This window comes from Pseudomonas sp. R151218B TE3479, assembly GCF_053629195.1.
On record NZ_JBRJHV010000001.1, the window covers coordinates 758,296 to 771,961 of the forward strand.

Sequence of the window (13,666 nt, forward strand, 5' to 3'; positions counted from 1 at the left end):
TGGCGTGGTCTGCAAACCCTACCAGAAACCCATCCAGCATGAGTTTTAATCATGCCAGCGATCTTTTTTATCCTTTTGTGCAATCCGCCGAGAGCGCCGAGAATCGTCGCTTTACTGCCTTGTTTGAACATGGAGCGTGATGATCATGCGGCATCCGGTGCGTACCGAACTCTGGGCCATCCTGCGGCTGGCGGGGCCGTTGATTGCCTCGCAGTTGGCGCACATGCTGATGGTGCTCACCGACACCGTGATGATGGCGCGCCTGAGCCCCGAAGCCCTCGCCGGAGGCGGGCTCGGGGCGGCCACCTATTCGTTCGTGTCGATCTTCTGCATCGGCGTGATCGCCGCGGTGGGCACCCTGGTCGCGATCCGCCAGGGTGCGGGCGATGTCGAAGGCGCCACCCGGCTGACCCAGGCCGGGCTTTGGCTGGCCTGGTTGATGGCGCTGATGGCCGGGTTGCTGCTGTGGAATCTCAAGCCCGTGCTGCTGATGTTCGGCCAGACCGAAACCAACGTGTTGTCCGCCGGACAGTTCCTGCTGGCGCTGCCGTTCGCCCTGCCCGGCTACCTGAGCTTCATGGCCCTGCGCGGCTTCACCAGCGCCATCGGCCGGGCCACGCCGGTCATGGTGATCAGCCTCGGCGGCACGGTGGCCAACTTCCTGCTCAACTACGCGCTCATCACCGGCATGTTCGGCCTGCCAAAACTCGGCTTGATGGGCATCGGCCTGGTCACGGCCATTGTCGCCAACTGCATGGCCCTGGCACTGGCCTGGCACATCCATCGGCACCCGGCCTACCGTGCCTATCCGCTGCTGGCTGGGCTGGCGCGGCCCAATCGCCAATACCTCAAGGAGCTGTGGCGCCTGGGCCTGCCGATCGGTGGCACCTACGCGGTGGAAGTCGGGCTGTTCGCGTTCGCCGCGCTGTGCATGGGCACCATGGGCAGCACGCCGTTGGCGGCCCACCAGATCGCCCTGCAAATCGTCTCGGTGGCGTTCATGGTGCCGGCCGGAATGTCCTACGCCATCACCATGCGCATCGGCCAGCACTACGGCGCCGGACAGCTGTTGATGGCGCGCCTGGCCGGTCGAGTCGGCATTGGCTTTGGCGCGGCCGCGATGCTGGCGTTCGCCATGGTGTTCTGGTTGTTGCCCCATCAATTGATCGGCTTGTTCCTGGACCACGATGACCCGGCGTTCCGCGACGTGATCAACCTGGCCGTGAGCCTGTTGGCGGTGGCGGCGTGGTTCGAGCTGTTCGACGGCACGCAAACCATCGCCATGGGTTGCATTCGCGGGCTCAAGGACGCCAAGACCACCTTCCTGGTGGGCCTGGGGTGCTATTGGCTGATCGGCGCACCGTCGGCATGGTGGATGGCGTTCCACCTGAACTGGGGACCGACCGGTGTCTGGTGGGGCCTGGCCCTGGGGTTGGCCTGCGCGGCCGTAAGCCTGACCCTGGCGTTTGAATGGAAGATGAAGCGGATGATTCGCAGTGAGGCCGGACAGCCCGGTTTCGAAGCCATTCAGGCCAAGTGAAATCCATCCCTTTGTGGGAGCGAGCTTGCTCGCGATCGCGATAGGTCTGTCACATCGATTTTGACTGACACGCCGCTATCGCGAGCAAGCTCGCTCCCACAAGGGTTTGTGTCAGACCACGACGTCGTGTGTGAACTGCTGATCACCCTCGAACGTCAAGTACTCGACCAATTCCGGCAACGGCAACGGCTTGCTGATCAGGAAGCCCTGCACCTGGTCGCAACCGAAACCGCGTAGCAGGTCCAGTTGTTCCTGGGTTTCCACACCTTCGGCCACCACCTCCAGGTTGAGGTTGTGGGCCAGGTTGATCATGGCGTGCACCAGTTTGCGGTTCTCCTCGCGCTGCTCCATGCCGCCGACGAAGCTCTTGTCGATCTTGAGCAAGGCGATCGGCAGGCTGTTGAGGTGCACGAACGAGGAGAACCCGGTGCCGAAGTCGTCCAGGGAGAAGCGCACACCCAGGCGGCCCAGGGCATCCATGGTCTGCTTGACCAGTTCGCTGCGGCGCATGACGGCGGTTTCGGTGAGTTCGAACTCCAGCCATTGCGCCTCGACACCCCGCTCGGCAATCAGTCGACTCAAGGTCGGCAGCAACTGGCTGTCCTGGAACTGCCGGAACGACAGGTTGACCGCCATGTGCAACGGCGCCAGCCCCCGTTCGCGCAGGGCCTGCATGTCCCGTAGGGCCCGGGAAATCACCCAGTAGCCCAACGGCACGATCAGGCCGCTCTGTTCGGCCAACGGCACGAACTCACTCGGTGGCAGCAAGCCGCGTTCGCCATGGCGCCAACGCACCAGAGCTTCGAGGCCGACGATGTGGCCGCCATCGAGGTCCAGCCGCGGCTGGTAATGCAACTCCAGTTCGTCGCGGCGCAGTGCCCGGCGCAGTTCGCTTTCCAGGTCGGCAAGGCTGCGGGCATTGCGATTGATGCGCTCGTTGAAGATATGAAAGGTGCAGCCCTGGGTGCTCTTGGCCTGCTGCATGGCGATGTGGGCATGCCACATCAGCGGATCGGCGCCGGCCTGGGCGCGAGCATGGGCGACGCCCAGGCTGCAACCGATCAGCAGGCTTTCGCCGTCCACCCAATAGGGTTCGGCCAAGGCTTCGGTAATACGCTCGGCCATCCACTCGGCCCGCTGCGGTGCGCGGCGGGTGTCGATCAGCAAGGCAAATTCATCACTGCCCAGCCGCGCCAATTGATCGCCGGCTTCGAGCGAACCCTTGAGCCGCGACACCACTTGCAGGATCAAGCGGTCGCCGGCCTGGTGACCGAGGGCGTCGTTGGCGTGGCGAAAGTTGTCCAGGTCCAGGTGACCGAGGGCCAAGCCTCGGCCGTCGTTTTCCGCCAGGCGCGCCGCCAGCAATGTCTGGAAACCCTGGCGATTGGCGATGCCTGTCAATGGATCCTGCTCGGCGAGGCGCTGCAGAGTGTTTTCCAGCACGCCGCGCTCGCGCACATGGCGCAGGCAACGACGCAGGGTCGCGCTGTCGAGGACGTCACGTACCAACCAGTCGCTGGCGCCGTCGGGGGCAACCGCCGGCTCGTGTTCGAGCAACAGGATGGTCGGCAGGCTGCAACGGCCCGGCGCCGGTTGCAACGCCGCAACGGTCAGCAACACCGCGTTGCGATTGTCTTCGAACAGGCTGCTGACGGACTCCCAGCTCGGGGCGCTGATCAACACGACCGAGGGCCCCATGGGCACCAGGCACTCGCGCAGTATCGCTGACCACTCTGGCTCTTGGGCCAATAACAGCAAACGCAAGGGTTCGACAGGCGTTGACAAGCTGACTCCCTAGACTCTGCAAGGTGGTAGGCGCCGGGCATTATGACCTGCCGATGGGCAATGACCAATGCCAACGGTTCTCAAACACGCGCTTTCGGTGGTTTTCCCGCTCCAAATGCTGCGCGGGACCCAATTGGTTCCACATCCTGCGTGAAAGTGGCGGAAGCGGCAAATGACAATCCTGCGTGCGTCACAAGTCGGACAGAGCAGCACAATTCTCAGAGCCTGTTAAAATGCCGGCCCATTTCGCAAACGACTCCCTGACTCTGTCATGTCCCGACTCAATCCCCGGCAGCAAGAAGCCGTGAACTATGTCGGCGGCCCTCTTTTGGTGCTCGCCGGTGCAGGCTCCGGCAAGACCAGCGTAATCACCCGCAAGATCGCGCACCTGATCCAGAACTGCGGCATCCGCGCCCAATACATCGTCGCCATGACGTTCACCAACAAGGCCGCCCGAGAGATGAAAGAGCGGGTCGGCGGGCTGTTGCGCGCCGGCGAAGGCCGCGGCCTGACGGTCTGCACCTTTCACAACCTGGGCCTGAACATCATCCGCAAGGAGCACGCGCGGCTGGGCTACAAACCGGGCTTCTCGATTTTCGACGAGACCGACGTCAAGGCCTTGATGACCGACATCATGCAGAAGGAGTACTCGGGCGACGACGGCGTGGACGAGATCAAGAACATGATCGGTTCCTGGAAAAACGACCTGATCCTGCCCGCCGAAGCCCTGGAGAACGCCCGCAACCCCAAGGAACAGACTGCCGCCATCGTCTACACCCACTATCAGCGCACCCTCAAGGCGTTCAATGCGGTGGACTTCGACGACCTGATCCTGCTGCCGGTCAAGCTGTTCCAGGACCACGCCGACATTCTCGAAAAATGGCAGAACAAGGTCCGCTACCTGCTGGTGGACGAATACCAGGACACCAACGCCAGCCAGTATCTGCTGGTGAAGCTGCTGATCGGCAAACGCAACCAGTTCACCGTGGTGGGCGATGACGACCAGTCGATCTACGCCTGGCGCGGCGCGCGGCCGGAAAACCTGATGCTGCTCAAGGACGACTACCCGTCGCTCAAAGTGGTGATGCTGGAGCAGAACTATCGCTCCACCAGCCGCATCCTGCGCTGCGCCAACGTGCTGATTTCCAACAACCCCCACGAGTTCGAAAAACAACTGTGGAGCGAGATGGGCCACGGCGACGAGATCCGCGTGATCCGTTGCCGCAATGAAGACGCCGAAGCCGAGCGCGTGGCCATGGAAATCCTCAGCCTGCACCTGCGCACCGACCGGCCATACAGTGACTTTGCGATCCTGTACCGCGGCAACTACCAGGCCAAGCTGATCGAGCTGAAATTGCAGCATCACCAGATCCCCTATCGCCTGTCGGGGGGCAACAGCTTCTTCGGGCGCCAGGAGGTGAAGGACCTGATGGCCTACTTCCGCCTGATCGTGAACCCGGACGACGACAACGCCTTCCTGCGGGTGATCAATGTCCCACGTCGGGAAATCGGTTCGACCACTCTGGAAAAACTCGGCAACTACGCCACCGAGCGCAAGATCTCGATGTACGCCGCCACTGATGAAATCGGCCTGGGCGAACATCTGGACAGCCGCTTCACCGATCGCCTGGCGCGCTTCAAGCGCTTCATGGACAAGGTCCGCGAACAGTGCGCCGGGGAAGATCCGATCTCGGCGCTGCGCAGCATGGTCATGGACATCGACTACGAGAACTGGCTGCGCACCAATAGCTCCAGCGACAAGGCCGCCGACTACCGCATGGGCAACGTCTGGTTCCTGATCGAGGCGTTGAAGAACACCCTGGAAAAGGACGAAGACGGCGACATGACGGTCGAGGACGCCATCGGCAAACTCGTCTTGCGGGACATGCTCGAGCGTCAGCAGGAAGAGGAAGACGGTGCCGAAGGCGTGCAGATGATGACCCTTCATGCCTCCAAGGGTCTGGAGTTTCCCTACGTGTTCATCATGGGCATGGAAGAAGAAATCCTGCCGCACCGCTCCAGCATCGAGGCCGACACCATCGAGGAAGAACGGCGCCTGGCCTACGTCGGCATTACCCGGGCCCGTCAGACGCTGGCCTTTACCTTCGCCGCCAAGCGCAAGCAGTACGGCGAAGTGATCGACTGCGCCCCCAGCCGCTTTCTCGATGAGTTGCCGCCGGACGACCTGGCCTGGGAAGGTAACGACGACACGCCGACGGAAGTCAAAGTCGTTCGCGGCAACAGTGCCCTGGCGGATATACGCGCGATGCTAAAGCGCTAGAATCGACTACTTTTTTTCAACGACTTCAGGCGCTGAAGGCGTCATCAGAGGAGGCTTCATGGAAGCCCTGCACCAGAAAATTCGTGAACAAGGCATCGTGCTTTCCGATCAGGTCCTGAAAGTCGACGCTTTCCTGAACCACCAGATCGACCCGCAATTGATGAAGCTGATCGGCGACGAATTCGCCGCGCTGTTCAAGGATTCGGGCATCACCAAGATCGTCACCATCGAAGCCTCGGGCATTGCCCCGGCGATCATGACCGGGCTGAACCTTGGCGTACCGGTGATCTTCGCCCGCAAGCAACAATCCCTGACCCTGACGGAAAACTTGCTGTCGGCCACCGTGTATTCGTTTACCAAGAAAACCGAAAGCACCGTCGCCATCAGCCCACGTCACCTGACCAGCAGTGATCGGGTGCTGATCATCGATGACTTCCTGGCCAACGGCAAAGCCTCCCAGGCGCTGATTTCCATCATCAAGCAGGCCGGCGCCACGGTGGCAGGCCTGGGGATCGTGATCGAGAAGTCGTTCCAGGGTGGCCGAGCGGAACTGGATGCCCAGGGTTATCGCGTTGAATCCCTGGCCCGAGTGAAGTCGCTGGCGGGTGGGGTCGTGACCTTCATCGACTGACCCAGTGCCCCCTGTGGGAGCGAGCTTGCTCGCGATAGCGGTGTATCTGTCACATAAAAGGTGTCTGACAGATCGCCATCGCGAGCAAGCTCGCTCCCACAGGGGTTTCAGGTTGATTGTTGTGCAGTGGCCTTGAGACCAGCCAGCAACAACCGCTGGAACAACTCTTCCTTCAGCCCTTCAGGACTGGTCAGTTGCATCCGCTCCAGATGCCCGGCAAATTCCCAGGGCTCTGGCGCATCCAGCGCGGCTTTGCCCAGTTCCAGGATCTCGGTGAGCTTGAACTTGCTTTTGAGCCAGTTCAGCGCCCGCAACAGATCCCGCTCGACCCCATCGAAATCACACCCCAGCGGGTATTCGGGAAACAGATTCGGATGCCGAGCCTGGATCGCCTGCAACCGCTCCGACGTGTTGTCGGCGAACCGTGGATCGAGGCGGAAATCCTTCGGCAACTTGCCGGCCTTTTGCGCCTGCTCGATCAGCCCGGGCTGGAAGCGTGAGTCGCTGATGTTCAGCAACGCCTCGATCACCGCGGCGTCGGTCTTGCCGCGCAGGTCGGCGATGCCGTATTCGGTCACCACAATGTCGCGCAGATGCCGGGGAATCGTGCAATGGCCGTACTCCCAGACGATGTTCGAGCTGATCTCGCCCCCGGCCTCGCGCCAACTGCGCAGCAGCAGGATCGAGCGCCCGCCCTCCAGCGCATGGCCCTGGGCAACGAAGTTGTATTGCCCGCCCACGCCGCTGAGCACCCGCCCGTCTTCCAACTGATCGGCCACCCCGGCCCCCATCAGGGTCATGGTGAAGACCGTGTTGATGAAACGCGCATCCAGGCGCTGCAGGCGCTTGAGCGGCTCCTGGCCGTACAGCTCGTTGATGTAACTGATGCGCGTCATGTTGAATTCGAGAAGACGGCTCTGCGGCAACTCGCGCAGGCGCTCGTAAAAACTGCGCGGGCCGAGGAAAAATCCGCCGTGTATGCAGATGCCGTCGGGTTGTGCCGCCTCGTCGAGCGTCCCGGCGTTGGCCCGTTCCTGGGTCGGCTCGTCGGGGTAGACCTTGCGCCGGATGATCCCGGCCTCGGCCAGCACCAGCAAACCGTTGACGAACATTTCACTGCAACCGTACAGCCCTTTGGCAAACGGCTCGACCCCGCCCTCGCGCTCGATCAGTTGCGCCCACTGGCTAAGGTTCAGGTCTGCCAGCAACGCCTGGTAACCGGCGTTATCGGCCTGACGTGCCAGCAACGCCGCGGTCAATGCATCGCCCATGGCGCCGATGCCGATCTGTAGCGTCCCGCCGTCGCGCACCAGGGTACTGGCATGTATACCAATCAGATGATCCTGGAAACCCACCGGCATGTTCGGCGTTGAAAACAGCGTGTGACTGTCCTTCTCGTCGATCAACAGGTCGAAAGCGTCGATGCCGACTTCCGCATCCCCCGGCATGTAGGGCAAATCGTTGTGCACCTGGCCGACCATGAGAATGGTCTCCCCCGCCGCCCGACGCTTGGCGATCATCGGCAGCAGGTCGAGAGTGATGTCCGGGTTGCAGCTCAGGCTCAGACGGTCCGGGTGTTCCGGGGCGCTCGCCACCAGTTGCGCCACCAGGTTCAAGCCGGCGGCGTTGATGTCCCGGGCCGCATGGCTGTAGTTGCTGCTGACGTAACTCTGTTGAGCGGATGCACTGTGCAACAGGCTGCCGGGCTGCATGAAGAACTGCTGGACGCGGATGTTGGCCGGCAGACTGTCTTGGTGCAGGTCGACCAGGTAATCCAGCTCGGGATAGTCGCCGAAGACCCGTTCGACAAAGGGTTCGAGGAAGCGCTTCTGCAAACCATCGCCCAGGTTGGGCCGGCCCAGGCTCAGGGCAGTGTAGATCGTCAGCTGTCGCTCGGGCAGCTGTGCGATGCGCCGGTACAACGCGTTGGCGAACAGATTGGGCTTGCCCAGCCCCAGGGGCATGCCGAGGTGAATATGCGCGGGCAGGCGCTCGAGCACGTCATCCACCGCCTGTTCGATTGAACACAACTGCACCATCGGACCCTCCTGGACATTCCATGAATGTGGGTTGGACCGAGCTTGCCGGGTCTTGGTTGCGATGAACAGTCCTGAAAAAACCCAGGCGCAAAAAAGCCGCTCGTAAGCGGCTTTTTTGTGAAGGATGCCGGCGTATTAAAGACCAGACATCTCTTTGATGGCACCCTTGAGGTCGTCATCCGAGCAATCGGCGCAGGTGCCTTTTGGTGGCATGGCGTTGACGCCGGTGATGGCCTTGGCCAGGATGCCGTCGAGACCGCCCTGGTGATCGGCGCGTTCTTTCCAGGCCGCCTTGTCACCGATTTTCGGCGCGCCCAGCAGGCCGGTGCCGTGGCAAGCGTTGCAATGCTTTGCAATTACGTCTTTCGGCGCCTTGGCACCGCCGGCGCCGCCGGCCGAGGCCACGACTTCCATACCCTTGCATTCCTTGCCCTGGACGCAGACCTGGCCGACGGGTTCAAGGCGCTTGGCGATTTCATCGTTCGGCGCCGCTTGAGCGGTCGCAGCCCATAGGGCCAATACGGTTGCTGGTGCAGCCAGCATTTTCATAATTAGGTTCACGCGTACACCCTCAATGGTGGCTAGTCACGCCTGCGGCCACGGTTTGCAGGCGGGCGCAAGTATAGCGGTAAGCCTGTCACTCTGAAACAACCCCAAAGTCGCAAGGGTCTTGTTTGTCATGACAGCCCAACAGGTGGGCGCCTTTGCCACGCGGGCCTGGCGCCTCTTGGTCTAGAAATTGGCCGGTGTGGCTGCGCTGATCAGTCGCGCCGGCACGTCGAACGGATTACGGAAACGGTGGGGCTTGGTGCTTTCGAAATAGTAGCTGTCGCCAGCCTCGAGCACGAAGGTTTCGAGGCCGACCACCAATTCCAGCCGCCCTTCCACCAGGATCCCGGTCTCCTCGCCCTCATGGGTGAGCATCTCTTCGCCGGTATCGGCACCCGGCGGATAGATCTCGTTGAGGAAGGCAATCGCCCGGCTCGGATGTGCCCGGCCCACCAGCTTCATGGTCACGGCACCATCGGAGATGTCGATCAGTTCGTTGGCTTTGTAGACGATCTGGGTCGGTTTCTCCTGAAGGATCTCTTCGGAGAAAAACTCGACCATGGACATGGGAATCCCGCCAAGGACCTTACGCAGCGAGCTGATCGAGGGGCTGACGCTGTTCTTCTCGATCATCGAAATAGTGCTGTTAGTGACGCCCGCGCGCTTGGCGAGTTCACGCTGGGAAAGGCCTTTGAGTTTACGAATGGATTGCAGTCGTTCACCGACGTCCAATGCTGGAGCCTCCAGGGAATCAGGTTGTGAGGAAAGTGAGCGTTATCATGGCGACAGCGTTCAGTATTTACAACACTTTGACCCGAATCCTGTGCGGTGAAGCGACTTTCGGTAGGTGGCGCTTCGTCTCAGCCCCCGGAATAGAGCCGTGGCACCCGGCGCAGGTTGCAGAAAATCTGGTAAGGAATCGTGTCTGCAGCCTTGGCGACGTCGCTGGCGAGGATGTTCTTGCCCCACAACTCCACGGTCGAGCCGAGCCCGGCCTGGGGGACATGGGTCAAGTCGACACACAACATGTCCATCGACACCCGCCCGACCAGTTGACTATGCTGCCCATTCACCAGCACCGGGGTGCCGTTAGGCGCCTGGCGCGGGTAGCCGTCGGCATAGCCCATGGCGACCACCCCGACCCGAGTCGGTTGCGTGGTCACGAAGCGAGCACCGTAGCCCACCGGCTCACCGGCGGGCAATTCACGCACACAGATGATCTTCGATTCCAGGGTCATCACCGGCTGCAGGCGCGAGGCGACAGTGTTGGGTTCGTCGAAGGGGGTCGCGCCGTAGAGCATGATGCCCGGCCGCACCCAGTCGCTCGGCATCTGCGGCCAGCCCAGCACCGCTGGGGAGTTGCGCAGGCTGACCTCTGCCGCCAGCCCCTGACGGGCCGCCTCGAACACGGCCAGTTGCTCGGTGCTGCTGGGATCGTGCAGTTCATCGGCGCGGGCGAAGTGGCTCATCAGGACAATCTTCGCCACTTTGCCGCTGGCGAGCAGGCGACGGTAGGCCGCCTGGTAATCCGTCGGATGCAGGCCGACCCGGTGCATGCCAGAATCGAGCTTGAGCCAGACCGTGATCGGCTGGCTCAGCGGGGCTTTTTCAATCGCTTCGAGCTGCCATAACGAATGCACCACGCACCAGAAATCATGCTCGACGATCAAGGGCAACTCATCGGCTTCGAAAAACCCTTCCAGCAGCAGAATCGGCCCACGGATCCCACCGGCCCGTAGCTCCAGGGCTTCTTCGATGCAGGCCACGGCGAACCCGTCCGCCGTCTCCTGCAGCGCCTCGGCGCAACGCACCGCACCGTGCCCGTAGGCGTCGGCCTTGATCACCGCAAGGGCCTTGGCCCCCGTGACTTCGCGGGCCAATTGGTAGTTGTGACGCAGGGCTTGGAGATCGATCAGGGCACGGGCAGGACGCATGGCGGCAGGCTTCTAGGCGGTCATGAATAAAAAACCGGCGCGGGCTGGCAGGGTAGACCACCCAGCGCCGGGAGAGGGATCGTTTGGGCCGGTATTAAGGCAGCGCAGCCACGACGGACAGCTCCACCAGGATCTGCGGTTCACACAGTTTGGCCTCCACCGTGGCCCGGGCCGGGGCGACACCTTTGGGCAACCACTTATCCCAGACGGCGTTCATGCCTGCGAAGTGGGCCTCGATGTCCTTCAGGTAGATCGTCACCGATAACAGCCGCGTCTTGTCAGTCCCCGACAACTCCAGCAAACGCTCGATATTGGCCAGGCATTCGCGGGTCTGCTGTTCAATACCGGCGTTCATGTCGTCGCCGACCTGCCCGGCCAGGTAAACGGTGCCGTTGTGCACGACAACCTGGCTCATGCGGTCATTGGTGAGCTGGCGCTGGATTGACATGTTTTGCAGACTCCTGGGGTTTGCTGCCATAACGGGAAATATCGAGGCCTTCGGCGCTGATTTGCGGCTTTTTCTTCGCCATCAGGTCTGCCAACAGGCGACCGGAACCACAGGCCATGGTCCATCCGAGGGTACCGTGGCCGGTGTTCAGGAACAGATTCTTGAAGGGCGTGGCACCGACGATGGGCGTGCCGTCCGGGGTGGTCGGACGCAAGCCGGTCCAGAAACTCGCCTGGGCCAGATCGCCGCCCTGAGGATAAAGGTCGTTGACGATCATCTCCAGGGTTTCACGCCGACGCGGGTTGAGGGACAGGTCAAAACCGGCGATCTCCGCCATGCCGCCCACCCGGATGCGATTGTCGAAGCGGGTGATCGCGACCTTGTAGGTTTCGTCGAGAATGGTCGAGGTCGGGGCCATCGCCGGGTTGGTGATCGGCACGGTCAGGGAGTAACCCTTGAGCGGATACACCGGCGCACGGATTCCGAGGGGCTTGAGCAATTGTGGCGAATAGCTGCCCAGGGCGAGCACATAGCGGTCGGCGGTTTCGAGCTTGCCGTCGATCCAGACACCGTTGATGCGGTCGCCAGCGAAGTCCAGGCGCTGAATATCCTGGCCAAAGCGGAATTGCACACCCAATTTCACCGCCATCTCTGCCAGGCGCGTGGTAAACATCTGACAGTCGCCGGTCTGGTCGTTAGGCAGGCGCAAGGCACCGGCCAGGATGTCGGTGACATTGGCCAGTGCCGGTTCGACCCGGGCGATGCCTTCGCGGTCGAGCACTTCGAACGGGACACCGGACTCTTTCAACACGGCGATGTCTTTTGCCGCGCCATCGAGCTGCGCCTGGGTGCGGAACAACTGTGTAGTCCCCAGGCTACGGCCTTCGTAGGCAATGCCGGTTTCGGCGCGCAGCTCGTCGAGGCAGTCACGGCTGTACTCGGACAGGCGCACCATGCGTTCCTTGTTGATGGCATAGCGGCTGGCGGTACAGTTGCGCAGCATCTGTGCCATCCACAGGTATTGATCAATGTCGGCAGTGGCCTTGATCGCCAGTGGCGCATGCCGTTGCAGCAGCCACTTGATGGCCTTGAGCGGCACGCCCGGCGCGGCCCATGGCGAGGCATAACCCGGCGACACTTGGCCGGCGTTGGCGAAACTGGTTTCCATGGCAGGTGCTGGCTGACGGTCGACCACCACCACTTCAAACCCGGCACGAGCCAGATAATAAGCACTGACGGTACCGATGACGCCGCTACCCAAGACCAGAACGCGCATGTTGATGCCCTCATCGCGGATGAACCGCTGACGTTTGTTGTATATAGCTTTGATGGGCGCAGTGTAAAAAAGATCAGCCAGTGCTTTTCACTATATAAACACCTATATTTGGCGAGAATTCTCGGCAAAACCCCTTTTCATGGAGGCGCATCACCTGTGCGTACCAACACCCAGACCAAACGCGAGCTGGACAAGATCGACCGCAATATCCTGCGCATTCTCCAGGCGGACGGACGGATCTCCTTCACCGAGCTGGGGGAAAAGGTCGGCCTGTCCACCACACCCTGTACCGAGCGGGTCCGGCGCCTGGAGCGCGAGGGCATCATCATGGGCTACAACGCCCGGCTCAACCCGCAGCACTTGAAGGGCAGCCTGCTGGTGTTTGTCGAGATCAGCCTCGACTACAAATCCGGCGACACCTTCGAAGAGTTCCGACGCGCCGTGCTGAAACTGCCTCACGTGCTGGAATGTCATCTGGTGTCAGGGGATTTCGACTATCTGGTGAAAGCACGGATTTCCGAGATGGCTTCGTACCGCAAGCTGCTGGGGGACATCCTGCTCAAGCTGCCCCACGTGCGCGAATCCAAGAGCTACATCGTGATGGAAGAAGTGAAGGAGAGCTTGAACCTGCCGATTCCGGATTGAACCTGGCTCCGGACCGCTTTCGCGAGCAAGCTCGCTCCCACACAGGTGGGTGGTGAATACTTCTTGCGAACGAATATAGATCCATTGTGGGAGCGAGCTTGCTCGCGAAGGCCGCCACTCGGTCTCCCTGGCGGCTAGACCAACACCTGCCGGGTGCTGGCCATGTACTCGTGAATCTGTTTCTCGACCCGCGGATGAATCAGCTCTACCGGACGCCGGCCATTGGGACACGGCAAGGTCGCCGTGGTGCCGAACAGCCGGCAGATCAGCGGCCGCTCGTCGTATACGGTGCAACCGTCGGGCCCCAAGTGCACGCAGTTCAAGGCTTCCATGGCCGCGTCCTGTTCGGCTCGGGTCTTGCGGGGCAAGCGGGCCATTTCCTCGGGCGAGGTGGTGACCGGACCGCAGCAGTCATGGCAGCCCGGTACGCACTCGAACGAGGGAATCTGCTGGCGTAGCGTGCGGATTTTTTGACTGTTGCAGCTCATCGAGGCGGTTACCGAGAGGGATAAACCGGGATTCTGCCTTAAAGACCGCG

General features: G+C 61.7%; 12 protein-coding genes. 4 read left to right on the plus strand and 8 right to left on the minus strand.

What is annotated here, in order from left to right; all coding sequences use genetic code 11:
- Positions 1 to 145: 145 nt before the first annotated feature.
- Positions 146 to 1,540 (plus strand): NorM family multidrug efflux MATE transporter, encoded by a 1,395-nt coding sequence (locus AB7M32_RS03570; protein WP_454252095.1) that lies wholly within the window; start codon positions 146 to 148, stop codon positions 1,538 to 1,540.
- Between the two features lie 111 nt (positions 1,541 to 1,651).
- Here the strand turns inward: AB7M32_RS03570 and AB7M32_RS03575 are convergent, their stop codons facing one another.
- The gene (locus tag AB7M32_RS03575) at positions 1,652 to 3,325 is read right to left on the minus strand and encodes a putative bifunctional diguanylate cyclase/phosphodiesterase (RefSeq protein ID WP_454249099.1); all 1,674 of its coding nucleotides are present in this window, start codon (positions 3,323 to 3,325) and stop codon (positions 1,652 to 1,654) included.
- Between the two features lie 271 nt (positions 3,326 to 3,596).
- Between AB7M32_RS03575 and rep the strand changes: the two genes are divergently transcribed.
- Together rep and AB7M32_RS03585 are read left to right on the plus strand one after the other, a co-directional pair.
- Positions 3,597 to 5,606: a DNA helicase Rep gene (rep, locus tag AB7M32_RS03580; RefSeq protein WP_025216114.1), complete on the plus strand. Its 2,010-nt coding sequence runs from the start codon at positions 3,597 to 3,599 to the stop codon at positions 5,604 to 5,606.
- Positions 5,607 to 5,664: 58 nt separating this feature from the next.
- Entirely contained in the window at positions 5,665 to 6,237 is a 573-nt protein-coding gene (locus AB7M32_RS03585; protein WP_003206836.1) for a xanthine phosphoribosyltransferase, read from the plus strand.
- A gap of 107 nt (positions 6,238 to 6,344) precedes the next feature.
- Here AB7M32_RS03585 and AB7M32_RS03590 read toward each other — a convergent pair whose 3' ends face one another.
- The 6 genes from AB7M32_RS03590 to dadA all read right to left on the minus strand — a co-directional run bounded on the left by AB7M32_RS03590 (position 6,345) and on the right by dadA (position 12,483).
- On the minus strand, positions 6,345 to 8,276 hold the full coding sequence (locus AB7M32_RS03590) for an acetyl-CoA hydrolase/transferase C-terminal domain-containing protein (protein ID WP_454249100.1): 1,932 nt from the start codon (positions 8,274 to 8,276) through the stop codon (positions 6,345 to 6,347).
- A gap of 135 nt (positions 8,277 to 8,411) precedes the next feature.
- Positions 8,412 to 8,825, minus strand: coding sequence for a c-type cytochrome (locus tag AB7M32_RS03595; protein WP_072406052.1), 414 nt, complete (start codon positions 8,823 to 8,825; stop codon positions 8,412 to 8,414).
- A gap of 183 nt (positions 8,826 to 9,008) precedes the next feature.
- Positions 9,009 to 9,557: a cupin domain-containing protein gene (locus AB7M32_RS03600; RefSeq protein WP_017135864.1), complete on the minus strand. Its 549-nt coding sequence runs from the start codon at positions 9,555 to 9,557 to the stop codon at positions 9,009 to 9,011.
- Positions 9,558 to 9,685: 128 nt separating this feature from the next.
- On the minus strand, positions 9,686 to 10,759 hold the full coding sequence (alr, locus tag AB7M32_RS03605; protein WP_454249101.1) for an alanine racemase: 1,074 nt from the start codon (positions 10,757 to 10,759) through the stop codon (positions 9,686 to 9,688).
- A gap of 94 nt (positions 10,760 to 10,853) precedes the next feature.
- Positions 10,854 to 11,207 carry a RidA family protein gene (locus AB7M32_RS03610; protein ID WP_060740072.1) on the minus strand — a complete coding sequence of 118 codons (354 nt, stop codon included), beginning with the start codon at positions 11,205 to 11,207 and terminating at the stop codon, positions 10,854 to 10,856.
- On the minus strand, positions 11,179 to 12,483 hold the full coding sequence (dadA, locus tag AB7M32_RS03615) for a D-amino acid dehydrogenase (protein WP_092204785.1): 1,305 nt from the start codon (positions 12,481 to 12,483) through the stop codon (positions 11,179 to 11,181). The genes AB7M32_RS03610 and dadA overlap by 29 nt, the downstream gene beginning before the upstream one ends.
- 156 nt (positions 12,484 to 12,639) lie before the next feature.
- Between dadA and AB7M32_RS03620 the strand changes: the two genes are divergently transcribed.
- Complete coding sequence (locus tag AB7M32_RS03620) at positions 12,640 to 13,128, plus strand: Lrp/AsnC ligand binding domain-containing protein (RefSeq protein ID WP_003206849.1); 489 nt, start codon at positions 12,640 to 12,642, stop codon at positions 13,126 to 13,128.
- A gap of 134 nt (positions 13,129 to 13,262) precedes the next feature.
- Here AB7M32_RS03620 and AB7M32_RS03625 read toward each other — a convergent pair whose 3' ends face one another.
- Positions 13,263 to 13,616: a YkgJ family cysteine cluster protein gene (locus AB7M32_RS03625; RefSeq protein ID WP_454249102.1), complete on the minus strand. Its 354-nt coding sequence runs from the start codon at positions 13,614 to 13,616 to the stop codon at positions 13,263 to 13,265.
- Positions 13,617 to 13,666 lie beyond the last annotated feature (50 nt).

What these genes read in the sequence shown, in the direction of transcription:
- AB7M32_RS03595 (WP_072406052.1), bottom strand. Translation starts at nt 8,825, where the DNA reads ATGAAAATGCTGGCTGCACCAGCAACCGTATTGGCCCTATGGGCTGCG.
- alr (WP_454249101.1), bottom strand. Translation starts at nt 10,759, where the DNA reads ATGCGTCCTGCCCGTGCCCTGATCGATCTCCAAGCCCTGCGTCACAAC.
- dadA (WP_092204785.1), bottom strand. Translation starts at nt 12,483, where the DNA reads ATGCGCGTTCTGGTCTTGGGTAGCGGCGTCATCGGTACCGTCAGTGCT.
- rep (WP_025216114.1), top strand. Translation starts at nt 3,597, where the DNA reads ATGTCCCGACTCAATCCCCGGCAGCAAGAAGCCGTGAACTATGTCGGC.
- AB7M32_RS03590 (WP_454249100.1), bottom strand. Translation starts at nt 8,276, where the DNA reads ATGGTGCAGTTGTGTTCAATCGAACAGGCGGTGGATGACGTGCTCGAG.
- AB7M32_RS03610 (WP_060740072.1), bottom strand. Translation starts at nt 11,207, where the DNA reads ATGTCAATCCAGCGCCAGCTCACCAATGACCGCATGAGCCAGGTTGTC.
- AB7M32_RS03625 (WP_454249102.1), bottom strand. Translation starts at nt 13,616, where the DNA reads ATGAGCTGCAACAGTCAAAAAATCCGCACGCTACGCCAGCAGATTCCC.
- AB7M32_RS03585 (WP_003206836.1), top strand. Translation starts at nt 5,665, where the DNA reads ATGGAAGCCCTGCACCAGAAAATTCGTGAACAAGGCATCGTGCTTTCC.
- AB7M32_RS03570 (WP_454252095.1), top strand. Translation starts at nt 146, where the DNA reads ATGCGGCATCCGGTGCGTACCGAACTCTGGGCCATCCTGCGGCTGGCG.